This window comes from Shuttleworthella sp., from assembly GCF_057251025.1.
Genome location: NZ_DBHIDN010000001.1, coordinates 53,643 through 77,128 on the forward strand (window position 1 = coordinate 53,643; position 23,486 = coordinate 77,128).

At 56.5% G+C, this 23,486-nt stretch carries 17 protein-coding genes; all 17 read right to left on the minus strand.

The window, feature by feature from the left end:
* Positions 1-6 precede the first annotated feature (6 nt).
* The gene (locus ACO5R6_RS00290; RefSeq protein ID WP_485625173.1) at positions 7-1,302 is read right to left on the minus strand and encodes a methionine gamma-lyase family protein; all 1,296 of its coding nucleotides are present in this window, start codon (positions 1,300-1,302) and stop codon (positions 7-9) included.
* Complete coding sequence (gene miaA / locus ACO5R6_RS00295; protein ID WP_485625174.1) at positions 1,274-2,239, minus strand: tRNA (adenosine(37)-N6)-dimethylallyltransferase MiaA; 966 nt, start codon at positions 2,237-2,239, stop codon at positions 1,274-1,276. The genes ACO5R6_RS00290 and miaA overlap by 29 nt, the downstream gene beginning before the upstream one ends.
* Entirely contained in the window at positions 2,236-4,161 is a 1,926-nt protein-coding gene (gene mutL / locus ACO5R6_RS00300) for a DNA mismatch repair endonuclease MutL (RefSeq protein ID WP_485625175.1), read from the minus strand. The genes miaA and mutL overlap by 4 nt, the downstream gene beginning before the upstream one ends.
* Before the next feature lie 77 nt (positions 4,162-4,238).
* Positions 4,239-6,926, minus strand: coding sequence for a DNA mismatch repair protein MutS (gene mutS / locus ACO5R6_RS00305; protein ID WP_485625176.1), 2,688 nt, complete (start codon positions 6,924-6,926; stop codon positions 4,239-4,241).
* A gap of 42 nt (positions 6,927-6,968) precedes the next feature.
* Entirely contained in the window at positions 6,969-8,624 is a 1,656-nt protein-coding gene (locus ACO5R6_RS00310) for an FAD-dependent protein (RefSeq protein WP_485625177.1), read from the minus strand.
* The gene (locus tag ACO5R6_RS00315; RefSeq protein WP_485625178.1) at positions 8,621-9,883 is read right to left on the minus strand and encodes a BaiN/RdsA family NAD(P)/FAD-dependent oxidoreductase; all 1,263 of its coding nucleotides are present in this window, start codon (positions 9,881-9,883) and stop codon (positions 8,621-8,623) included. The genes ACO5R6_RS00310 and ACO5R6_RS00315 overlap by 4 nt, the downstream gene beginning before the upstream one ends.
* Before the next feature lie 8 nt (positions 9,884-9,891).
* Positions 9,892-11,559 (minus strand): putative polysaccharide biosynthesis protein, encoded by a 1,668-nt coding sequence (locus tag ACO5R6_RS00320; protein ID WP_485625179.1) that lies wholly within the window; start codon positions 11,557-11,559, stop codon positions 9,892-9,894.
* On the minus strand, positions 11,556-12,065 hold the full coding sequence (ybeY, locus tag ACO5R6_RS00325; RefSeq protein WP_485625180.1) for an rRNA maturation RNase YbeY: 510 nt from the start codon (positions 12,063-12,065) through the stop codon (positions 11,556-11,558). The genes ACO5R6_RS00320 and ybeY overlap by 4 nt, the downstream gene beginning before the upstream one ends.
* The gene (locus ACO5R6_RS00330; protein ID WP_485625181.1) at positions 12,062-13,096 is read right to left on the minus strand and encodes a PhoH family protein; all 1,035 of its coding nucleotides are present in this window, start codon (positions 13,094-13,096) and stop codon (positions 12,062-12,064) included. Before ACO5R6_RS00330 ends, ybeY begins: the two co-directional genes overlap by 4 nt.
* 12 nt (positions 13,097-13,108) lie before the next feature.
* On the minus strand, positions 13,109-13,594 hold the full coding sequence (gene rlmH, locus ACO5R6_RS00335) for a 23S rRNA (pseudouridine(1915)-N(3))-methyltransferase RlmH (protein WP_485625182.1): 486 nt from the start codon (positions 13,592-13,594) through the stop codon (positions 13,109-13,111).
* A complete protein-coding gene (gene folD, locus ACO5R6_RS00340; RefSeq protein WP_485625183.1) occupies positions 13,594-14,442 on the minus strand; it encodes a bifunctional methylenetetrahydrofolate dehydrogenase/methenyltetrahydrofolate cyclohydrolase FolD in 849 nt (282 codons plus the stop codon). Before folD ends, rlmH begins: the two co-directional genes overlap by 1 nt.
* 27 nt (positions 14,443-14,469) lie before the next feature.
* Entirely contained in the window at positions 14,470-16,140 is a 1,671-nt protein-coding gene (locus ACO5R6_RS00345) for a formate--tetrahydrofolate ligase (RefSeq protein WP_485625184.1), read from the minus strand.
* Positions 16,141-16,184: 44 nt separating this feature from the next.
* Positions 16,185-18,839, minus strand: coding sequence for an FtsK/SpoIIIE family DNA translocase (locus ACO5R6_RS00350; RefSeq protein ID WP_485625185.1), 2,655 nt, complete (start codon positions 18,837-18,839; stop codon positions 16,185-16,187).
* A 203-nt stretch (positions 18,840-19,042) separates the two neighbouring features.
* A complete protein-coding gene (locus tag ACO5R6_RS00355; protein WP_485625186.1) occupies positions 19,043-19,771 on the minus strand; it encodes a YebC/PmpR family DNA-binding transcriptional regulator in 729 nt (242 codons plus the stop codon).
* Positions 19,772-19,827: 56 nt separating this feature from the next.
* Entirely contained in the window at positions 19,828-20,688 is an 861-nt protein-coding gene (locus ACO5R6_RS00360) for a hemolysin family protein (protein ID WP_485625187.1), read from the minus strand.
* Between the two features lie 90 nt (positions 20,689-20,778).
* A complete protein-coding gene (alr, locus tag ACO5R6_RS00365) occupies positions 20,779-21,942 on the minus strand; it encodes an alanine racemase (RefSeq protein ID WP_485625188.1) in 1,164 nt (387 codons plus the stop codon).
* Positions 21,939-23,450, minus strand: a complete 1,512-nt coding sequence (locus ACO5R6_RS00370) for an NAD(P)H-hydrate dehydratase (protein WP_485625189.1) — start codon at positions 23,448-23,450, stop codon at positions 21,939-21,941. Before ACO5R6_RS00370 ends, alr begins: the two co-directional genes overlap by 4 nt.
* Positions 23,451-23,486 lie beyond the last annotated feature (36 nt).

The following is a 23,486-nucleotide window of genomic DNA, read 5'->3' on the forward strand; positions in this document are numbered from 1 at the left end:
ATCATATTAGCATAATTGACGATCGGTCACAAGATTCGCCTCATAGACTTTCTGCAGAGACATCATGATCCCGAGCTTGGCGTGGGGCCAGGTCAGGCCACCCTGGAAATAGGCCGTGTAGGGGGGACGAAGGGGGCCGTCGGCGGACAACTCGATCGAGGACCCCTGGACAAAGGCTCCGGCAGCCATAATGACCGGGTCGTCATAGCCCGGCATGTCCCAGGGCTCCGGCTTGACATAGGAATCTACAGGAGCTGCAGCCTGGATTCCCTCACAGAAAGCAATCAATCCCTCGGGTCTGCCGAAGGTTACTGCCTGGATGATATCATGCCTTGCTTCGGTCCCGTTGGGAACAACAGGAAAACCGAGTCCCTCGTAGAGCCTGGCGGCAAAGATTGCCCCCTTTAGAGCGGAGGCCGTGACAGTCGGCGCCAGAAAAAAGCCCTGGAAGAAATCACGCATGACTCCCAGCGAGGCCCCGACCTCCTTGCCGAGTCCGGGAGAGGTCAGCCGGTAGGCGGCGTTCGCGACGCAGTCCCTCCTTCCGACGATATAGCCGCCGACCGGGGCCAGGCCACCGCCCGGGTTCTTGATCAGAGATCCGACCATCATATCCGCCCCGACCTCCAGAGGTTCTCTGATCTCTGTAAATTCCCCGTAGCAGTTGTCCACCATGACGATGAGGGAGGGCTTGATCTCTTTGACAAAGGAGATCAGCTGACCGATTTTCTCTACGGACAGGGTCGGCCTGGTCTGATAGCCCTTGGACCTTTGGATGGTGACCAGCCGTGTCTTGTCGTTGATGGCGGCCCGGATGCCGTCATAATCGAAACTCCCGTCCTCCAGGAGATCGACCTGGCGGTAGCTGATCTGATATTCTGCCAGCGAGCCCCTGCTGGGGCGGATGCCGATCACCTCTTCCAGGGTGTCATAGGGCTTGCCGACCGGGGAGAGGAGCTCGTCTCCCGGACGCAGATTCGACATCAGGGCAAGGGCCAGCGCATGCGTTCCGCAGGTAATCTGGGGACGAACCAGGGCATCCTCTCCGCCGAAACAATCCGCGTAGACTCTCTCCAGGCAGTCTCTTCCCAGATCGTCATATCCATAACCGGTGGAGGCGCCCAGGCACTCGGCGGAAACCCGGTTCTTCTGCATGGCGGCGATGACCTTCATCTGGTTGTAGTCTGTCATGCGGTCGATTGCATCGAGGCGGTCTCGCATCTGATCGAGAACCCGATGGGCATAGTTGTAGACCCGGGGGCTGATGCCCAGCTTATCGTACATCTCTTGCGTCTGATCCATATATGTCTCTCTCTCTTAAAATCTCAAGGACCCTGTCTAAGACGAGATCCTCGTCATTCCCAAGCCTGGACTTATCAATCCAGATACTGTCCTCTTCTCTCTTAAACCAGGTCAGTTGTCTCTTGGCAAAATGCCTCGTGTCCCTCTTGATCTCATAGACGGCTTGGTCCAGGGAGATCTGCCCGTCCAGATAGCTCAGGAGTTCCTTATAGCCAAGCCCCTGCATAGAGACCATGCCCCTGTGATATCCGGCCCTCTTGAGGGCCATGACCTCCTCTAAGAGTCCCTCTTCCATCATGCGGTCGACCCGCCTGTCAATCCGGTCATAGAGGGTCTGCCGGTCCTGGGTCAAGACCAGATAAGCCAGTTGATAGGGGCTCTTCTTGCCCCTCTCTCTCGCATTGTGGTCAGAGATCCTCTGGCCGCTTGTGTGATAGAACTCCAGGGCCCGTATCACTCGCTTGACATTGTGGGCGTGAATCTGCGCTGCGGCCTCGGGATCGACCAGGGATAGGCGGTCGTGCAGGGCCTTCTCGCCCTCTTCTCTCGCCAAAAGGTCCATCTCCCGGCGGAATTCAGGGTCTTCTCTGACCGGAGTAAAGCAAATGTCCCTGGTCAGGGCCTGAATATAGAAGCCGGTTCCTCCGACCAGGATCGGGATTCGGCCGCAGGCGTAGATTTCCCCCATGGCCTCCCTGGCCCTTTTCTGAAAGATGGTCACATTCCAGGCCTGGTCCGGCCGGATACAGTCGATCAGATAGTGGGGGATCCGGTCCATCTCCTCGCTCTTGATTTTGGCTGACCCGATATCCATGCCGCGGTAGACCTGCATGGAATCCGCGGAAATAATGCTCCCCCCGATCGTCTTGGCCAGCCGGATCGCGAGATCGCTTTTCCCGACAGCGGTCGGACCAGCAATGACAATTAATGGCTTCATGTGACGATCCTCTTGAATTTGCGATCCAGATCATAGTGGCTGAAGGAAATGATCGTCGGGCGGCCGTGGGGACAGTGATAGGGATTCTCCAGGGTCAGAAGCTCCGCAATCAATTCCTTGATCTCGGCGAGAGACAGCTGGTGATTTCCCTTGACAGCGGCCTTGCAGGACATGGACGCCACTCTCTCCAGGATCAGGTCCGAGGACTCATTTCCCCGGAAATCGCAGGCCTTGGAGATCATATTCAAAAACAGGTCCCTGGGATCCAGATTGAAGAGGTTGGCGGGCACGGCCTTGATCGCGTACTCTCTGCCCCCGAAGGGATCCAGTTCAAAACCGATCTCTGAGAAAGCGTCTGCGTATTTCCTGAAGGCTTCCTCCTCCAAGGCAGACAGACTGACAATGATGGGCGGGGATATCAACTGGGAGGTCATGGTCTTATTCTTGATGCCCGCCATGGTCCGCTCAAAGAGCACTTTCTCGTGCGCGGCATGCTGGTCGATCATATACATCTTGTCGCCATACTGGATGATCCAATAGGTGCCGAAGACCTGACCGACCAGACGAAACTCCTCCCTGGCCTCCTGACTGAAGAATCGCGGCTGATGGCAGCTGACTGCCTCTGGCATATCCGCCGGCAGATCGCGCAGGCCGCCGGCAGCACTCTGCCTCAAGGCTTCGGACCGGTCTGCCGGCCCCTCTCTTAGCTCTCTCCCGGACAGAGGATCCTCTGTATCAGCTGCCTTTGTCCGGATCGGCCGATCATACTGCCTCTCATAGGGGGTGTCCTTACGGATATCCTCCATGACCTGACGGCGGATTTCTTCCAGGCGGGACCGCTCAAAGGGCTCAGCCCCGCTTGTCTTGGCAGAAGCAGCAGGATGACTGGTTGCCGGATCACTCTGAAGGGGGATATTCGAGATATCTTCCCGCATGAGAAGTCTCTGTGAGATCGCGGAACTAAGACCGGCACGCACATCTTCCGCATCGTCAAAGCGAACCTCCATCTTGGTGGGATGGACATTGACATCCACACTGCCGTCCGGGAAGGTCATTTCAAGGACGCAGAAGGGATACTGGTGCTGCATCATATAGCCCCGATAGCCCTCTTCGACCGCCCTGGACAGGAGCTGACTTCTGACATAGCGGCCATTGATGAAGAAATTCTCGAAGTTGCGGTTTCCCTTGGTCATAGAGGGCTTTCCTATATAACCGTCCAGGCGGTACTTCTCTCTCTCACAGTGGATCGGAAGAATCTCTTTGGCGACAGACCGCCCGTAAATCTGATAGATGGCATCCGAGAGACTTCCCTTGCCCGCTGTCGCCATCTTCTGCCCGCCGTTCGAGATGAAGCGAAAGGCGATCTGAGGGTGAGACAGGGCCAGCCGCTCCATGATATCCGCGATATAGTTTCCCTCTGTGACTCCTGCGCGGAGGAACTTCCTGCGTGCAGGCGTGTTGTAAAAGAGCTGGCGCACGATGAAGGTCGTTCCGTCCGGAGCCCCGATTTCCGTCAGAGAATCCTCTCTGGCCCCCTCGATCACATAGCGAAAGCCGGTCAGGGCAGATGCGACCTTGGTGATCAGCTCGACTCTGGAGACGGCGGCGATAGATGAGAGGGCCTCCCCCCGGAAGCCCAGGGAGTGAACCGTCAGGAGGTCCTCGGAAGATCGAATCTTGGAAGTGGAGTGGGGGAGGAAGGCCAGAGCCAGCTGATCTCTGGGGATGCCGCATCCGTCATCCGTCACCCGGATATAGTCAATTCCCCCCTCCTTGATCTCAACCGTAATGGCTGTCGCCCCGGCATCAATGGCGTTCTCTGTCAGCTCCTTGACGACAGAAGCCGGCCGCTCCACAACCTCACCCGCGGAGATCTTGTCAATGGTCTCCTGACTTAAAAGTGCAATGTCTTGTCTTTCCATGTTCTTCTGTATTCCGTTCTCCTGTATTCCTATGATTCATCAAGTATGATCCGGCCGAGTAGAATCCAAGTCGGATCTCACCAGCGGTTTCTGACCTTGTTCTGCAGCCCGTTGAGCTTGTTTAAGGCCTCAAGCGGTGTCAGATTGGAGATATCCATATCGCGGAGTTCTTTGATGATATCGTCATCCTCAAGGGTGTCAAAGAGACTCATCTGTCCCATATCGACCTCATCGAGGGGGGAGCCGGTCTTCCGGCCAATGCCCCCGGTATCCGGCAGAATATTTCTCGCAATCAGGGCGATGTCATTATCCGACAGCTCCTTGGAGATCTCCTTGGCCCGGTCAATGACCCCATCGGGAACCCCGGCCAGCTTGGCAACCTGGATTCCATAACTTCGGTCGGCCCCTCCGGGGACAATCTTTCGGAGAAAGACGATGTCGTCTCCGTTTTCCTTGACCGCAATGCAATAGTTATTGACACCCTCGATTCTCCCCTCGAGCTCGGTCAGCTCATGATAGTGGGTGGCGAAAAGGGTCTTGGCGCCGATCAGCCGGCTGTTGGCAATATACTCTACCATGGCCCAGGCGATGGCGAGTCCGTCGAAGGTGGATGTCCCTCTTCCGATCTCATCTAAGATGAGCAGGGATTTGGGTGTTGCGTTGCGAAGAATATTGGCCACCTCATTCATCTCCACCATGAAGGTGGACTGCCCGCTTGCCAGATCGTCCGATGCGCCGACCCGGGTGAAGATCCGGTCAAAAACACAAATACTGGCGGACTCCGCCGGCACATAGGACCCGACCTGGGCCATGAGGACAATGATGGCATTCTGCCGCATATAGGTGGATTTGCCTGCCATATTGGGCCCGGTAATGATCGAGAGGCGATGGCTCTTGCTGTCCAGATAGGTATCATTGGAGATGAAGGTCCCCTCTTTCAGAACCTTCTCAACGACAGGGTGCCGTCCTTTTTTGATCTCCAAGACCCCTCTCCTGTTGAGCTTGGGCCTGCAGAAGCGATTGTCCTCGGCCACCTTCGCCAGGGACTGGTAGAAATCCAGAGCGGCAATGGCCTTGGCGGTCTTTTGAATGCGCACAACCTCCCTTCCGACGGTGTCCCGCACCTGGCGAAACAGGTCATTTTCAAGGACAAGGAGCCGGTCCGCGGAACCGAGAATGGTGTTCTCCAACTCCTTGAGTTCCGGTGTGTAGAAGCGCTCCGCATTGGTCAGGGTCTGCTTTCGGATGAAGTAGTCAGGAACCAGGTCCAGATAGGAGTTGGTGACCTCCAGATAATAGCCGAAGACCCGGTTGTACTTGACCCGGAGATTCTTGATTCCGGTCTTCTCCCGCTCCTTTTTCTCCAGGTCTGCCAGCCACTGTTTTCCGTCCGTGGCCGCTGACCTGAGCCGATCAACCTCCTCATTGTAGCCGGACCGGATGATGCCGCCGTCGTGTGCAGAGAGAGGAGGATCATTGGCAATTGCGGCATGGATCAGTTCATTGAGATCGGTTAGGGGGTCCAGATCGGTCAGGATCTTCTTCATATTTTTCGAGGAATAGTCTGCCAGAAGACTTCGAATTGCCGGCAAGGCGGCCAGGGAGGAGGCGAATGCGACCAGGTCCCTTGGATTTGCGGTCTGATAGGTGATTCTTGTAATCAGACGCTCCAGATCGTAAACCGGATTCAAGTACTCCCGGATCTCCTCCCGGCTGACCATGTCCGAGAGCATTTCCTCCAGGGCATCATAGCGGTTGTTGATCTCTTCCTCATTGATCAGGGGTTGCTCGATGCGGGAGCGAAGCAGGCGGGCTCCCATGGCTGTCTTGGTCTTATCCAAAACCCAGAGCAAGGACCCCCGCTTCTCTTTTTCCCGGAGGGTCTCAACCAATTCCAAATTGCGGCGGGTAGCGGCATCAATGATCATAAAACTGCCGCCCCGGTAGGGTGAGATGCTTGAGATATTGGCCAGGTCCGATTTCTGGGTCTCGGTCAGGTACTTGAGCAGGGCACCGGCCGCTATGCTTCCGATCGAGAAATCCGAAAGGCCCAGGGCGGTCAGGTCCAGGACCCGAAAGTGGTCCCGGAGCAAACTGTATGCAGCCTCTTCTTCAAAGTAGTAGGACTCCAGCGGGCTGATCGCCATGTGAAAGCGGTCCCTCAGGGCCTCCAGGTCGATTCCGCACATGGACAGGGAGTCGTTACAGACCAATTCCGACGGATGGTACTTGGACAGCTCGTCCATGAGTTTTTGCTCAGAATCCAGTTCCGTGACATAGAAATCTCCGGTGGAGACGTCTGCCGCGGCCAGACCGAAGATGTTGCCGACATAGACCACACTGAGGATGTAGTTGTTCTTCCCCTCATCCAGGGAGCCAGCATCCATGTTGGTCCCGGGAGTCACAATCCGGATCACCCCCCGCCGGACCATGCCCTTGGCCTCCTTCGGATCCTCCAGCTGCTCGCAGATGGCCACCTTGTAGCCCTTTTGCACCAGACGGTTGAGATAGGACTCTGCGGCATGGTAGGGAACGCCACACATGGGCGCGCGCTCGGGCAGGCCGCAGGCCTTGCCGGTCAGGGTCAGCTCCAGCTCCCTTGAGACGGTGATGGCGTCGTCGAAGAACATCTCGTAGAAATCCCCGAGTCGATAGAAGAGGATACAGGCGGGGTTCTCCTTCTTGGTGGCGATATAGTGCTCCATCATGGGCGTCAGGTCCTTGAGGAGCGCGGGTTTTTTCTCCAAATCAGAATAAGTCAGCATAGAAACTCTTCTCTGTTCATGATCAATGCCTGCCCGGGACGATTAGCTAAGGCATTCCCTATCATACTCTCTTATGATCGCCTCGGCCACCTTGAGCCCGTCCATGGCTGCAGAGCTGATGCCGCCCGCATAGCCGGCTCCCTCTCCGCAGGGATAGAGTCCCCTGACCTTGGACTGGAAGGTCTCATCCCGCAGGATGCGGACCGGTGAGGAGGTCCTGCTCTCCACGGCGCTTAAGATGGCATCCGGGGAATCAAAGCCCTCAATCTTTCTGCCGAAGAAGGACATGGCCTCTATCAAGTCCTCCTCCATATCCCGGGACAAGAAGCCGCGCAGATTGGTCAGCTTGCAGGCACCCTTGGAGGACGAGGCGAATCCCCCATAGGTCCGGGAGGGGCGGTCAGCCAGGTAATCGGCCCAGAGCTGCTGGGGAATCGCCCCCTCTCCCAGGGCATAGGCCCTCTCTTCCATTTGTCTTTGATACCGCATCCCGGCCAGAGGGTCATTCATGTCAAACTCCCTCTCTCCCACCGTTAGAACAATGGCCGAGTTGGCATTGCGGCTCCCCCGATCCGAATAGGACATGCCGTTGACAGCCAGGCGCCCCTCTTCCGATGAGGCATTGACGACATAGCCGCCCGGACACATGCAAAAGGAATAGATGGCTCTTCGGTCAGCAAGAGTTTTCGTCAGCTTATAGGGGGCCGGGGGAAGGGAGGGATCCAGTTTGCCATATTGGGCCAGGTCGATCGCCTCCTGCGGATGCTCTACGCGAAATCCCAGGGCGAAGGCCTTGGCCTCCATGGGAATCCCCTCCCTCTCGAGAGCCTCGAAGCTGTCTCTGGCAGAGTGGCCGATTGCAAGAACCAGTCGGCTGCAGGGGATCAAGCGCTCCTCGCCCGTGGAAGACCCCTCGTCACAGACAAGGATTCCCTCAATTCTTCCGTCATGAAGGACCGGCCTGGTCATCCGGGTCCGGAAAGAAAAGCTTCCGCCAAGGGATATGATCTTATTCCTCAGATTGCGCATGACCGTAACCAGAATATCGGTTCCGATGTGGGGCTTAGCGTCAATGAGAATCTCTCCGGGAGCCCCGCAGGCGACCAGGGTCTCAAGAACAAAGCGGTTTCTCCCAAGATGATCCCGGACCTGGGTATTGAGCTTTCCATCGGAGAAGGTGCCTGCCCCTCCCTCGCCGAACTGGACATTGGATGCCGGGTCAATGCGGCCTGTTTTCCAGAAGGCCTCAACATCCGCCAGCCGGTCCTCGACCCTCTTTCCCCGCTCAATCACAAGCGGGTGCAAGCCGGCCAGGGCCAGGAGATAGGCGGCAAAAATACCGGCAGGCCCCGTCCCCACAATAAGGGGAGCCCCCTCTTTCTCACCGGCCAGATTCCTCCTTTCGACCTGGCTTGGAAGCGGGTAGGTCCGGGGTTGGTAGAGGCTGACCCTCTTGTCCCGGGCATGGCGCCTCAGGAGGGCCCTCTCCCCCTTGCAGGAAACGGCCAGCCGGTAGCTGAAGAAGAGGACCGGCTTCTTTCTGGCATCAATCGACCTGCGGAGAATACGCACTTCTCCGATTGTCTCCTCGGGGACCGAGAGAAGTTTGGCGGCCTTAGCGCGCAGGGATCTTCTCTCCTCTTTATCACGCATTGGGTTTTCCGAGATCGGAAGTTGCACTTGTGTCAGCTGAATCATAGATGCCTCTCTCTCGCAAGGGCTCTCCCGGCCAGGTAACCGGAGGTCCAGGCCCACTGAAGGTTGTAGCCGCCGCAAATCCCATCGATGTCCAGGACCTCGCCGACAGCATAGAAACCGGGTGCAAGCAGAGACTCCATGGAGGAAGAGGAGAACTGGTCTGTGGCGAGTCCGCCCGCAGTGGTCTGGGCCTGCTTGAAGTTTCCGACTCCGCAGATGGGGATCTCTATGGCGAGAAGGCGGCAGATTAAGTCCTCTCTTGCCGGCTCTCCCAGGTCACCGGCCCTGCGGTCCGGCCCATAGCCGGTCAGGTCTTGAAGCAGGGAGACAAGGCGGCCCGGCAATATCCCCTGCAGGCAGTTCCCAAGGCTCTCCTCAGGCCTGGAGGTCAGCGCTTGGGCCAGGACAGCCTTCCTCTCCTCCGCCGAGAGCCAGGGGAGGGGGGACAGGCGAAGGAAGACCTCAGCCCCATCCCTCAGGGCATAGGCGGCATGGCGGCTGACCTGAAGGGCAGGAATCCCGGAGATGCTGTCGCGATTGCACTGTAGCTCTCCCCGGTCTCCGGCAATTTCCCTTCCGTCAGCCAGCAGATGAATCTCTGCCCGGAAGCGAAGCCCGGCCAGGTCCTCCAAGAGAGGCCAGGGAGACTTGAGCGGAACAAGGGCGGGTACCTGCGGGATGATCCTGTGTCCTAACTTCTCGGCCCAATAGTAACCATCTCCGGTCGATCCGCTGGCGGGAGCGGCCATGCCTCCGCTCGCCAGGACGAAATTGCGGCAGTAATACTCCTGCGGGCTGTGATCTGTAAGGTCAAGGGCCATGACCTTATAGCGGTTCTCTCTCCTGCGGGCAGGGATCAATCCCCGACAGGAAGTTCCCATTCGGATCTCAACCCCAAGTGCCGACAGCCGATGATGCAGGGCTCTTTGAACCGATGCCGCCTCCAGGCTTGCCGGATAGAGACAGCCGGACCGCTCGTAGGGAATAATCCCGAGATCCGCAAAGAAGTCCAGGGTCTCCCGGAGACCGAATTCACGCAGCGCCCTGACAGCAAAGTCAGGGTCCGCTCCGCGATAAGCGAAACGACCCTGCTCATAATTGCTGAAATTACACCTGCCATTGCCGGTCATTCGGATCTTCTTTCCGACCTGGTCATTCTTCTCAAGGATCAGGACGGAAGAGCCGAGGGAGGCGGCCGCAATGGCAGCTGTCATGCCGGAGGCTCCTCCCCCGGCCACAATCAGATCATAATTTGGCATAGGAATCCTCACATCAGATGCATCTTCCTGGCGAGGCGGATCAGGACGGTTCCCTTGGGGAAGCTGAGCAGGATCGCTTCATTTACCGCGCCCAGTTTGATGACGGCGATAAAGTAGACGAAGGCCCCTGTGACAACAGAGAGGAAGGTCGCCAGCAAGTTGCTGTGCAAGTGCATGGCAAGCCGGTAAGTCAGGAACACGGCGAGTCCCATAATCGCCGAGGCAGCCATGGGGAGCAGGTAGGTCTCCTTGAAGAGCGGCCTGGGACCGGCGTACTTCATGATGGACCTGTGGTTGAGGTAGGAAATCAAGAGGGCGTCCACCGTATAGGCCATAATGAGGCCGTAGATGCCCATGTGAAATACCAAAAGGGCGATGACCAGGAAGGCGGCCTGGGCCAGGGTTGCAATCACAGAGTGGATGATCGGCAGATTCAGATGGTCAATACCCTGCAGAAGGCTGTTCGAGAGGGTAGAGAGACAGACAAATATAATGGTAAGTCCGCCAACAACCATCATCATAGCGGAAGTGGGGTCCGAATCTCGAAAGAGGAGGAGCATGATTGGCTTGGCCAGCACTGCAAGCCCCACGGCCGATGGGAAGGCAACCAGCATGACAAATCGGGTGGCGTTTTCAAGCTGTCTTCTGACCAGATCCATCTTATTGGCGTGAAAGGCCATGGTCAGGGTCGGAACGGCCGAGGCTCCGATCGCGGATGCAATGGAGATAGGGACGTTCTGGATGACCCGGTACTCCCCGGTATAGACCCCCCACCAGCCGGAGATCTGCTCGGGCGGGATTCCCTGATATAGGGCAAGATTCTTGAAAATCCCCTGGTCTACGATCAGGACAATATTGTAAATGGTCGTTGAGAGGAGAACCGGCACAATGGTCAGAATGAGGGTGCGCATAATCCCGGAATAGGGACTGACGGCTCTCGTCTCCTCCTCTGCCATGCGCTTTCTGAGTCCGGGCAGAAAGAGGAGGAAGATCAGAAGCATGACCATCAGGGCCATAATGGATCCGAAGGTTGTGCCGAGCGTACCTCCTGCCGCCCCGTAAGCCGCTGCCAGCTGAGGATGGTCTGACCGGTCCGCCGCGACGCGCCCGCCGAATGAAAAGAGGCTGTAGGCGGCCACAACGGATACGATGGCATTGGCTACCTGCTCCATGATCTGAGAGATAGCGGAGGGGATCATGGAACCCATCCCCTGAAAGAAGCCCCGCAGGACTCCGACAATAGCGACAATCAAGAGGGTAGGGGCCAGGATGCGGAGAGCAACCGCCGCATAGGGAGTCTTTAAGAGCTCTCCCGTCAGGAAATCTGCCCCGAAGTATACAACGAGACCGGCCAGGCCCCCGGATACGGAGGCAAATGCCAGAGCCCCTTTTAGGACCCGAAAGGCATTGGTGTGGTCCTGATTGGCCATCTTGGCGGCAACCACCTTGGATACAGCAAGGGGGATGCTGTAAGAAGAAATGATCAAAAGGAGATTGTAGATCTCGTAGGCAGTGCCATAGTAATCATTGCCGGTCTTTCCGATAATGTTGGTCAGGGGGATTCGATAGATCAGGCCAATGACCCGGCTGATAATGGAGGCCATGGCAAGAATCGATCCCTGCATCAAAAAGGAACTGTCGCTCCTTCTCACCTTGTTCTGCTGGTCTTCTCTCATACGCATTCATTCTCTCGCGGGATGCCCATCTCTCGGAGGATCTCTTCCTGGCGCCGCTCCATATCCGCCCGATCCTCATCTGTCATGTGATCATAGCCCATCAAGTGTAACATACTGTGGGCAATCAGAAAGGCGAATTCGCGCCGGACGGAATGCCCGTACTCCTCGGCCTGGGAGATGACCTTGGGAATGCAGAGCACGATATCTCCAAGCATGGCCTCTCCGCTGTCCGGATTAAAACAGTCATCCAGTTTCTCTATGGCGGAGAAATCTCCGGGGGCCGGGTAGTCAATCATGGGAAATGACAGGACATCGGTCTCCCGGTCTATCTGCCGATAGTCCCGGTTGATCCGGCGAATCCGGTCCGAATCAACCAGAGTCACTGAGATCTCCGCCTCAAAGGGAAAGCTCTCGTAATCCAATGCCTGATTGACAACAGCATGGGTAAGCGCCGCGTAGTCAAAAGGCAGGTTGACCTGGCACTCTTCTTCCAACTGAATGGTCATTGCTTGCGTCCTCTTCTTCTCTTATCTGCCTTGCTGCCGTCTCTTGCGGCTTCCCGGCGCGTCCCTTGCTCTTTCTTCTCGTACTCCTCATAGGCGGTGACGATCTTCTGGACCAGAGGATGTCTGACGACATCCTTTCCGGTCAACTGACAGACGGCAATATCATCAATCTGTCTTAAGACACGGGTGGCTACATCCAGACCGGATTTCTGGTCCGCGGTCAGGTCTTTCTGACTGGCATCACCTGTGATGACCGCCTTTGACCCAAAACCGATCCTGGTCAAGAACATCTTCATCTGCGCAGGCGTCGTATTCTGCGCCTCATCCAGGATAATAAAGGCATTGTCCAGGGTCCTGCCCCGCATGTAGGCCAGAGGGGCGACCTCAATCAGGCCTCGTTCCAAATTTCGCTGATAGCTGTCTGCTCCCATGATCTCATAGAGAGCATCGTAGAGGGGGCGCAGATAGGGATCAATCTTGCTCTGGAGGTCCCCGGGCAGGAAGCCCAATTTCTCTCCGGCTTCAATTGCCGGTCTGGTCAAGATGATCCGGGCCACCTCTTCCCGCTGGAAAGCCATAATGGCCATGGCCATGGCCAGGTAGGTCTTGCCGGTACCGGCCGGGCCCAGGCCAAAGACAATCATCTTCTGCCGTATGGCGTCCACATAGGCCTTCTGGCCCAGGGTCTTTGGCTTGATCGGCTTTCCCGTTATGGTGTGGGCAATGACATCTCCATCGACCGAAAGGAGAGCTTTGGTCGGATCCATCCCGTCCTCATGCAGGCTCATGGCATAGCGGACCTTCTGTTCCGTGATCTCCTCTCCCTTCTCAGACAGGGCCAGGAGAGAGGCCAGGACCTCTCTTGCGTGGGCAACTCTCTCCCCCTGCCCTACAATCTTGATGGAATCGCCCCGGGCGACCAAACTGACCGAGAAGGCCTGTTCTATCAGCTTGATGTTGCGGTCAAACCGGCCGAATATGTTCTCCAGATGTTCTACCGGAATTTCGATTGATCCTTCAATAAGACTCAAGCTCCGTCCTTTCTACTTGTGGTAGGGTTCTCCGTGATTGATGCGAAAGGTCCTGTATATCTGCTCCAGCAGAATCACCCGCATGAGCTGGTGGGGAAAGGTCATCGGGGAGAAGGACCAGGTCTCATCGGCCCGACGGAGGACTCCGGGCGACAGTCCCAGGGATCCTCCGATCAGAAGGGCAAGGGATGATTTTCCCTGCAGGAGGAGGGAGGCGACCTGTCCAGCCAGTTCAACCGAGGTCCTCATCCTGCCCTCGATTGCGAGGGCGATGACATAGTCGCTCTCCTTAAGCCTGGCCAGAAGTCGGTCTCCCTCCCGGTCTCGGATCCGGTCCTCAAGGAGAGCGGAAGCTCCCTCCGGCGTCTTCTCATCTTCAACTTCGATGATCTCGAGCCGGCAGTACCGATCCAACCGCTTAGCGTACTCCGCGACGGCATCCCGAAAGAACTTCTCCTTGATCTTGCCGACGCAGAGAATCCGTATCCTGGGCCCCATCAGCCTCTCCTGGTCCTGGTAGCCCGAATGCAGTTCTTCATGAGCATGGCAATGGTCATGGGGCCGACCCCGCCGGGAACGGGGCTGATGGCAGAGACCTTGTCTATCACATCAGAGAAATCCACATCCCCCTGCAGCTTGCCGTCTTCCATCCGATTGATTCCTACATCAATGACAACGGCCCCCTCCTTGATGTCCGCCGCTTTGACAAAGTCCGCCTTGCCGACAGCCACAATGATAATATCCGCCGCAAGCATCATTTCCCGGAGATTTACGGTGCGGGAGTGGGCGATCGTGACGGTCGCGTGCTCTTGTAGCATGAGAAGGGCGACCGGCTTGCCTACGATATTGCTTCTGCCCAGAACCAGGCAGTGCTTGCCCTCGATTGCAATATTGCTTCTGTGCAACAGCTCCAGGATACCGGCCGGCGTGCAGGGCAGAAATCCCTCCTCTCCGATGACCAGTCTGCCCAGATTCTCCGGGAGAAATCCGTCCACATCCTTGGCCGGATCAATGGCGTTAATAATCACATCCCGGTCCAGATGTCCGGGAAGAGGCAGCTGGATCAGAATTCCATCCACATCCTGGCGGGAATTCAAGTCACCGACCTGAGCCAGGACATCCTCCTGGCTGCAGTCCTCCGGCAGGCGGAAGACCAAAGACCGGATTCCACAGGCCTGACAGGCCCGGTGCTTATTTCTTACATAAATGGAGGAGGCGGGATTATCTCCGATCTGCACGACGGCCAGGCAGGGCTCAATCCCACGAGATGCCAGGTCCATTGCCTCTTTTTTTACTTCGTCTTTTATTTGTGCGGAAATCATCTTTCCGTCAATGATCTTGTCCATAAACTCCTCTTCCGAAAGCCTCTCGGATCAGAATAGACCGGTGATCTCCCCCCGATCTGTCACATCAATACGATTGGCGGCAGGAACTCTGGGCAGACCTGGCATGGTCATGATATTCCCCAGAACAGCAACGACGAAACCGGCCCCGGCAGAGGGATAGATCTCCCTCACATGAATAGCGAAGTGCTCCGGGCGTCCAAGCTTTGCGGCGTCGTCAGACAGCGAATACTGGGTCTTGGCCATGCAGACAGCATAGTGGTTCATTCCCATGTCGACAATCTTCTGGAGCTGACGGCGGGCTGTGGCGCTGTATTCCACCCGGTCGGCCCCATAGATTTCCCTTGCAACAGTCATGATCTTGTCTTCAATGGGAAGAGATGAATCATAGAGGGGCTGGTAATTGCTCTTCTTCTCCGCAAGGGTTTTAAGAACCTCCTCAGCCAGAGCGAGCCCGCCCTCGCCGCCCCTGGCCCAGACCTCAGACAGGGCGAAAGCGCATCCTCTCTTCTTACAGAAGTCGCGAACAAAATCCGTCTCTGCCGGAGTGTCTGTGTCAAAGGCATTGAGGGTCACGACGATGGGCAGGCCGAACTTGCCCAGGTTCTCGATGTGCTTATCCAGGTTCGCAATCCCCCTCGCGAGGGCATCCGGATCCTCTCGGGTCAGCTGGTCTTTGGGGAGACCTCCGTTGTACTTAAGGGCGCGTATGGTTGCGACCAGGACGACGCAGTCTGGATGGAGGTCCGCCATGGGAGCCTTGATATCCAGGAACTTCTCCGCGCCCAGATCCGCGCCGAAGCCTGCCTCTGTAATGACATAGTCCGCCATCCTAAGTCCCATTGCGGTTGCCCGAACTGAATTGCAGCCGTGGGCAATATTGGCGAAGGGGCCGCCGTGAACCAGGGCGGGAGTGTGGTCTAAGGTCTGCACCAGGTTGGGCTTGATCGCATCCTTGAGGAGAGCAGCCATGGCTCCGACCGCATGAAGATCGCCGGCAGTGACGGGATCTCCGGACAAATTGTAGGCCACAATGATCCGGCTCAAGCGGTCCTTCAAGTCGGCCATATCCCGGGCCAGGCAGAGGATAGCCATGATCTCGGAGGCGACCGTGATGACGAAGTGGTCCTCCCTGACATAGCCGTCCGCCTTGGAGCCCAGTCCGACGACGACATTGCGGAGAACCCGGTCATTCATATCCAGGCACCGCTTCCAGACCACCTGCCTGGGATCAATCTGCAGAGCGTTTCCCTGCTGGATATGATTGTCCAGGAGGGCAGCCAGAAGATTATTGGCAGAGGTGATCGCATGAAAGTCTCCGGTAAAGTGGAGATTCAAGTCCTCCATGGGAACCACCTGGGCGTAGCCGCCGCCTGCCGCTCCCCCCTTGATCCCGAAACAGGGGCCCAAGGAGGGCTCCCGCAGGGCCAGGATGGCCTTCTTGCCGAGGCGGCCGAAGGCCTGCCCCAGGCCGACAGAGACGGTGGTCTTCCCCTCTCCCGCCGGCGTCGGATTGATGGCCGTCACGAGAATCAGCTTCCCCTTCTCCTTGCCCTCCAGACTCTGCATGTATGAGTCCGAGAGCTTGGCCTTATACTTGCCGTAGAGCTCCAGGTCATCCTCGCGGATGCCAAGTCCCGCGGCAACTTCACGGATCGGAAGCATCTTGGCTTCTTGAGCGATCTGGATATCTGTCTTCATGGCGACCTCCTGACATAAGCGGCATTCTCTCACTGATAGATTCATTATAAAGGAAAGATCTGGTCAAATTCATCCATCGACATCAAAACTTTTCTGGCCTTGGTTCCCTCTGACTCGCCGATCACACCCTCCTCGGCCAGCTGGTCCATAATGCGGGCGGCCCGGTTGAATCCGATTTTGAGCTGGCGCTGCAGTCCGCCTGCCGTGGCACGGCCGGACTGAATGATGATCCGGCCCGCCTCTTTAAGGAGTGGATCCCGGTCATCCTCGGCTGAGCCATTGCCGTCAATCGCAACCATACCGGGATTTTCGTCAATCTGCCTCTGTATCTCCTCTTCCATCCCCTCAGTCCTCTCGTTGTGGCCCAGGATGTAATCAACCACCTTGGCCACATCGTCATCGGGAACGAAGGCGCCCTGGACGCGAAGGGGCTTGGGTATCCCCTGGGGGAAGTAGAGCATATCTCCCTTGCCCAGGAGTTTCTCGGCGCCGACCATGTCAAGGATGGTCCTGGAATCGACTCCACTGGTCACAGCAAAAGCAATGCGGGAGGGCATATTGGCCTTGATCAGTCCCGTGATGACATTGACAGAGGGCCGCTGGGTGGCAATGATCAGGTGAATGCCCGCCGCTCTGGCCAACTGGGCCAGACGGCAGATCGCCTCCTCAACTTCAGAAGAAGCGACCATCATCAGGTCTGCCAGCTCATCGACAATCACCACAATCTGAGGCATTTTCTCCGTGGCGATCTCAAGTTCCTGGCCGTTGATGGTATGGGTGATCTTGCCGCCTTTGATATGAGAATTATAGCCCTTGATGTCGCGAACACCGGCTTCGGCGAACTTCTGATAGCGATCGGTCATCTCGCGCACAGCCCAGTTGAGAGCGCCGGCCGCCTTCTTTGGGTCTGTTACAACCGGAATCAAAAGGTGGGGGATCCCGTTGTAGACGGACAACTCCACAACCTTGGGATCAATCATGATGAACTTGACATCATCCGGATGAGCCTTGTAGAGGATACTCATAATAATGGTGTTGATGCAGACGGACTTACCGGAACCGGTAGCTCCGGCAATGAGCAGGTGGGGCATCTTGGCAATATTGGAGATCATCACCTTGCCGCCGATATCTCTTCCAAGGGCAAAGGCAATATTGGATTTCTCCCCGCGAAATTCCCGGGATTCCATGAGATCCCGGAAGGGCACCAGCTGCGTCTCCTTGTTGGGAACCTCAATTCCGACGGCGGCCTTGCCCGGAATCGGCGCCTCAATGCGGATGTCGGAGGCGGCCAAATTTAACTTGATATCATCTGCCAGGTTGACGATTTTGGAGACCTTGACCCCGATTTCCGGTTGAATCTCATAGCGGGTGACAGCCGGCCCCACAGAGATATCGGTCACGTGGGCATTGACGCCGAAGTTCTTAAGAACCGTCTCCAACTTGCGGGCTGTCTCCTCAAGTCCGGACCTGCGGTTGGATGACTTGCCGGTGCCGGTCCGGGATAAGAGACTGACCGGAGGGAAGGAATAGGCCTCCCGCGGAAGCTTGGACTTGACAGGATCCGGCAGGGGATCCTCATGCCGAACGGCGGCCAGAGATCCAGCCGCTCCGGTCAGATCAGAGTCGAAAATATCAGAATCTTTCCTTTGCATAGACGGCGAAGTGGATTCTGCCTTGATTCGCTCGATACTTACGGGTTCCGCATCCGCGTAGTCATCCCCAAAGTGATCTTCCGGGTCGCCTGCATCCTGCTTGTCCCGGCTATGTAGGGTCAGGGGACTGCGGTTTGCCTCCTGCTCCGCGCTGAGCATGACACGGTCTGCCTTGACGGGATCGGACTCGTCGAAGATGTTGATGTGTAGTTCCCTGACCTCATCTGTTCGATTGTCCTCTTCTGATAAAGGAGCCGTTAATCTGGCATTCTTGAAGTCCACACCCTCGACCTTTCGGTCAAAGCGTCCGGACTTGCCCTCCGTCTCTGTCACTGTCACACTGTCTCGCATGGCGGCCCGAGAGGCCTTGCGGCGCGCTTCCCGGGCCGCCTGCGCGTCCTCTGCCGCCTTGGTCTGGCGGGCCTCCAGCTCTGCCAGGCGCTCCTCGCGCTTAAGCTTCTTCTCCTCCAGACGTATCTGTCGACGAATCCGGTACTCTTTTTCGGTATCTTCCGCCTTCATAGACAGACGGGATTGGCCCTGCCGCAGCTTCTCAAGAAGGGATTTCTCCGTGATGAGAATGACAGAGATGGCAAGAAGAAGCAGGGCCAGAATATAGGCCCCCGCCAGGCCGAAAAAGCGAACAGAGTAGTTGGCAAAGAAGGCCCCGACCAGACCTCCTCCCGCATGATAAGACCTGCCGTGCTGCATGGCTGCCATGGGGCCGGAGGGGAAAGATCCCTCCCTGAGAAGTTCCAGGATGATGTCAAGATCTATGAGGATCAGACTTATGCCGATTCCCCGCTTGACTGCGAATGCATTGCTCGGATTGGCCAGGAAGAAAAAGGTCAAAAAGAGGAGGAGGAGGGGGAAGACATATGCCATAAGGCCAAGCATTCCGAAGAGAAATCCCGCCAGGTAAGACCCGAAGACGCCCCCAAAGCCGATGCAGGAGACAAACATAAGGGCAGACAGGGCGATCATCGTCCATAGAATGATCTCCCGCCCGTTGCCGCCCGGGGCAGCTGAAGCATCTCTTGATCCCATGGAGGAGCGGTTTGTTCGCTTCCCTCCCCTGACAGATGCTTTTGCCGATGTAGTTTTTCGTTTATTTTTCTGATTTGCCATATAACTGCGAACAAACCAGGAGACCTCACTGACCTCCTGGTTTTTGAACTGATATCCTGATTGTTACATAAAGCGATCGAGGGGGAGCATCCTCGCCTCCTTGCGGATGATAGCGGACGCGATCACTCCTCCCAGTTGTGATAGACTTCCTGCACATCATCGCTTGCATCCAGGAAATCCAGGATGCGGTTGAAGTTCTTGACGTCCTCCTCCGAGGTCAACTGCACATAAGTCTGAGGGATCATGGTGACAGAGGCGTCGGCCATTGGGATTCCCTCCTTCTCCAGAGCCTCTCTGACCTCTGAGAAATCCTCCGGGCTCGTTGTGATCACGAAGGAGTCCTCTTCCTCCTCCATATCATCGGCCCCTGCCTCGAGGGCCATCATCATCAGATCATCGGCGGTCAAATCGGTTGCCTCTTTGTCAATGAGGATCTGTCCCTTCTCATCAAACATATAGGACACGCAGCCCTGTGTTCCGACCGATCCCTGGCCCTTGCTGAAGGCGTTTCTGACGTCGGCCGCCGTCCGATTCTTGTTGTCGGTCAGGCATTGGACGATGATGGCGGTCCCGCCGGGCCCATAGCCCTCATAAGTGGCCGGGATATAGTTGACGGAGCCGGCATCGCCGGCTGCCTTCTTGATCCCCCGCTCGATCGTATCATTGGGGACATTGTTGGCCTTGGCCTTTGCAATGACATCGCGCAGCTTGCTGTTGTTGTTGGGGTCAGATCCGCCCTCCTTGACGGCAACTGCGATCTCCCGCCCGATCACGGTGAAAATCTTGCCCTTTGCCGCATCGTTCTTTTCTTTTTTATGTTTAATATTGGCGAATTTTGAGTGTCCTGACATGATGGAAACATCCCTTTCTAGATCAAATTTTCCAAACTATTCTATCACGCGAAGGCCTAGGCTTCAAGGGAAGCCAGCCTGGTGATCTTAACCCCTAAGGCCACCATGCCCTCGACGTCAATCACATGGAAACGGTAGCCACAGGCCGTGACATCGAAGGATTCATGGTCCTGTGGTATCCGTCCGAGCCTCTCCAGGAGGAAGCCGTTTAAGGTCTCCGCCTCCTCGTCCTCAAGCTTGATCCCCAGGATTCTTGTGACATCATCCATGGGCGTGGAACCCTGCATCATATAGGCGTCTTTCCCAAGCTTTGCCACCAGTTCATCCTCATCGTCATACTCGTCTTGAATATTTCCGACGATCTCTTCAATCACGTCCTCCATCGAGAGCAGACCGCAGGTCTGTCCGTATTCATCCTTGACCAGGATCATATGGTTTTTCTTGTGCTGCATCTGCGCCAGGAGGGTGTCGATCGAGTGGGTCTGGGGGACAAAGATGACCCGGCGGACCATATACTCCAGGTCCCGGAGCTTGGCCTCCATGTCATGCTTTTCGACGACATAGCGAAGAACGTCCTTGATGTGGACTATTCCGATGATGTTGTCAAGATTCTTGATATAGACCGGATAGCGGGAGTAGTGATTGTCAATCATCTGTTCCACGGTCTCCCGCATGCTGCTCTCGCCATCAATCGCAACGATATTGGACCGATGCTGCATGATATCCTTGACATCCTTATCGGCGAAGGCAAAGATATTGCGAATCATGGTCATTTCCCGGGTGGCCAGGATTCCCTGGGCATGTCCCTCCTTGATCTTGGAGATAAGGTCCTCCTCGAATTCCTCCTCGCTCAGACTCTCGTCCTTGTGAAAGAGTCGAGAGAAGAAGTGGTTCCTGTTGTCGTCTTCCTGTTCCATAACATGCTCTCCTGCCGCAAGGTCTTTCATCTCAAAGATCTTCTGTCTTGCATATCTCCACACTCAAATATCTTTATACTCAAATTCCTTCTATCTCAAATCCTCGCGAACCGACACGATCCTGCCCCCCTTGAGAAAGACCTTGGGGACCCTCCGGTTTCCGAGAAGACAGGCGAACTCATAATTGAATCGTCCGCTGAGTCGGCCCAGTTCCTCCAGATCAATCCTGCTTCCCTGATCCTCTCCCAGCAGAGTGACGGTCTCTCCGACGCAAATCTCATCAAGAGCACTGACGTCCACCATAAATTGATCCATGCAGATCCGGCCGACAATCGGGGCCCTCTGCCCGCGGATCAGGACAAAACCCTTATTGGACAAGCCTCTTGCGTAGCCATCCGCATAGCCGACCGGAATCGTGGCTATCTTCTTCCTTCCCTTGACCCGGTAGCTTCCTCCGTATGAAATACATCTCCCATCGGTCAGGGTCTTTAGGTGGGTGATGTGGGACCGAAGTGACATGACCGGGGCGAGCGGGAAGCCGGGATCCATCTCCTCCGAGGGCCAGAGTCCGTAGAGAGAAATACCCGCCCGCACCATATCCATATTCAGGTCGGGAAGCTCCATGATAGAGGCGGAGTTGGAGCAGTGGTGAATCTCGAACCGCACGCCCGCCTCTTCCAGGCGATCGATGGCATGGCGAAAGAGGTCTGCCTGCGCGTATGCGCTGGTCTTGTCACTCTCGTCCGCTCTGGCGAAATGAGTGAATATGCCCTCGAGCCGAAGATGACTTAGGCCGGCGATTTCGACAATCTCCTCCAGATCGCTCTCGTCAACCTGAAAACCGATCCGGCTCATTCCCGTATCGATCTTAATATGGACGGGCGCAATGAGCCCCGCCTGGTCTGCGGCCTTATCATAGGCCAGGGCTGCTTCTCGAGAGAAAATCGTCGGCCGAATGCCAAGTCGAACCATGGCCGGATACTCCTCCGGAAAGCTGTAGCCAAGGATCAAAATGGGCTTATTGATTCCGTGCCGGCGCAATTCATAGGCCTCGTCCGAAGTAGCGACGGCGAAGCCGAAGATCCTGTCTTCATCTTCCAGGAAGGCGGCGATCTCTCTTGCCCCATGCCCGTAGCCGTCCGCCTTGACAACGGCCATCATCTTGGTCTCTGGATTCATTCGGGCCAACATGGCGTCCACATTGTTTCTCACGGCATCCAGATCGATCTCCATCTGCACACGATTGTGATTCATAGTCTGCCTCTCTTCCGTTCAGAAAATTTTTTCAGAATCTCCGGCAGGGTCTCCAGCAAATCGCCTGCGAGCAAAGACCTTGCCCCCTTGCGGGATGCGGCGAGATCTCCCGCCAATCCGTGGATGAAGACGGAACAGGCCGCGGCCTGACCGGCTTCCATTCCCTGGGCGATCAGACCGGCGCAAATTCCGGCCAGGACATCGCCGCTTCCAGCTGTCGCCATGCCGCTGTTTCCGCTGGTGTTGATGTAAGTCCTGCTGTAGGGTAGGGCTGTTACCGTTGTCGCATCCTTTAGGATCAGATGAACCTGGTAGTCTCCGGCGAACTCCTCTGCCGCCCGAAGCGTCTGCCCCTTGAGCAAGTGCATGCTCTCTCCCGTCATCCGGGCCATCTCTCCCATATGAGGAGTCAGGACCATCTCATGGTGCGCTTTTAGGAGCCGGCCCATGTTTTTGGAGAGGAGGTTGAGGGCATCGGCGTCAATGACCATGGGAAGAGAGGAGGCAGAGAGAACCTGATCAAGGATTTCTTCCGCCCGGGCAGTTTGTCCCAGTCCGGGGCCAATGAGGAGACTGTCCGCCCAGTTCATGGCTTCCTCGAGCACATCCTTGTCCCGGGAGTCCCCATATGTTGTAATCAGGGCCTCCGGGAAGGCGGATCCGATGATGACCCGGTTGTTCTCATGCGTATAGACCCTGACCATGCCGGCCCCGGAGGTCAGGGCAGCTCTGGCGGATAAGACCGCGGCTCCGCTGATCTGATCAGAGCCGGCAATCACAAGAACCTTGCCGAAGCTGGCCTTGTTTCCTTCTGCATCTCTGACGGGAAGGAGAGAATGCATATCCTCCTCCTCAAGAGCAAGGCGGGGGATGGACAAGAGGTTGGGATCCGGCTCTGCGATCCCGATCTCCGCAACATGGACCCTGCCGCAGACATTTCTTCCCTGGCCCAGGAGGAGACCCGGTTTTAAAAACTGAAAACTGAAGGTCTCATCTGTCCTGAGGCAGGCCCCAAGGACAGCGCCCGTGTCCGCGTCCAGACCGGATGGGATGTCAAGCGCAATCACCGGCTTTTCCCCTGTGTTGATCTCTTGAATCAAGTCGGCAATCGGGCCGGCAATCTCTCTGGAGAGACCGATTCCGAAGATGCCGTCAACAATGAGGTCGCAGTCCCTCCAATCAGGCTCTTTGCCGGGAAGACCGTAGCTGAGCAGGGATTCATACTGAACTCGCGCGGATTCCGTAAGCTTAGACTCCGGTCCGAGAAGGCAGTAGTTGACGGAGTAGCCCCTGACATAGAGGATCCGGCAGAGAGCCATGGCATCTCCTCCGTTGTTGCCCGTTCCCGCCAGGCATAGAATCCGATCCGTTCTGGAATAGTGCTGTTCGATGAAGTCCGCTACAGAAAGGGCGGCTCGTTCCATGAGAACAAGACTTGGAATCTTGTGCAGGCGGCTGGTCTTAAGATCTGCTTCCCTCGCCTGACTTTTTGTATATATTTTCTTCATACGGAGTCCTTTCGGCCCTGATCTTCCTTTCCCTGG

What these genes read in the sequence shown, in the direction of transcription:
- ACO5R6_RS00290 (WP_485625173.1), bottom strand. Translation starts at nt 1,302, where the DNA reads ATGGATCAGACGCAAGAGATGTACGATAAGCTGGGCATCAGCCCCCGG.
- miaA (WP_485625174.1), bottom strand. Translation starts at nt 2,239, where the DNA reads ATGAAGCCATTAATTGTCATTGCTGGTCCGACCGCTGTCGGGAAAAGC.
- mutL (WP_485625175.1), bottom strand. Translation starts at nt 4,161, where the DNA reads ATGGAAAGACAAGACATTGCACTTTTAAGTCAGGAGACCATTGACAAG.
- mutS (WP_485625176.1), bottom strand. Translation starts at nt 6,926, where the DNA reads ATGCTGACTTATTCTGATTTGGAGAAAAAACCCGCGCTCCTCAAGGAC.
- ACO5R6_RS00310 (WP_485625177.1), bottom strand. Translation starts at nt 8,624, where the DNA reads ATGATTCAGCTGACACAAGTGCAACTTCCGATCTCGGAAAACCCAATG.
- ACO5R6_RS00315 (WP_485625178.1), bottom strand. Translation starts at nt 9,883, where the DNA reads ATGCCAAATTATGATCTGATTGTGGCCGGGGGAGGAGCCTCCGGCATG.
- ACO5R6_RS00320 (WP_485625179.1), bottom strand. Translation starts at nt 11,559, where the DNA reads ATGAGAGAAGACCAGCAGAACAAGGTGAGAAGGAGCGACAGTTCCTTT.
- ybeY (WP_485625180.1), bottom strand. Translation starts at nt 12,065, where the DNA reads ATGACCATTCAGTTGGAAGAAGAGTGCCAGGTCAACCTGCCTTTTGAC.
- rlmH (WP_485625182.1), bottom strand. Translation starts at nt 13,594, where the DNA reads ATGGGGCCCAGGATACGGATTCTCTGCGTCGGCAAGATCAAGGAGAAG.
- folD (WP_485625183.1), bottom strand. Translation starts at nt 14,442, where the DNA reads ATGGACAAGATCATTGACGGAAAGATGATTTCCGCACAAATAAAAGAC.
- ACO5R6_RS00345 (WP_485625184.1), bottom strand. Translation starts at nt 16,140, where the DNA reads ATGAAGACAGATATCCAGATCGCTCAAGAAGCCAAGATGCTTCCGATC.
- ACO5R6_RS00350 (WP_485625185.1), bottom strand. Translation starts at nt 18,839, where the DNA reads ATGGGATCAAGAGATGCTTCAGCTGCCCCGGGCGGCAACGGGCGGGAG.
- ACO5R6_RS00355 (WP_485625186.1), bottom strand. Translation starts at nt 19,771, where the DNA reads ATGTCAGGACACTCAAAATTCGCCAATATTAAACATAAAAAAGAAAAG.
- ACO5R6_RS00360 (WP_485625187.1), bottom strand. Translation starts at nt 20,688, where the DNA reads ATGGAACAGGAAGACGACAACAGGAACCACTTCTTCTCTCGACTCTTT.
- alr (WP_485625188.1), bottom strand. Translation starts at nt 21,942, where the DNA reads ATGAATCACAATCGTGTGCAGATGGAGATCGATCTGGATGCCGTGAGA.
- ACO5R6_RS00370 (WP_485625189.1), bottom strand. Translation starts at nt 23,450, where the DNA reads ATGAAGAAAATATATACAAAAAGTCAGGCGAGGGAAGCAGATCTTAAG.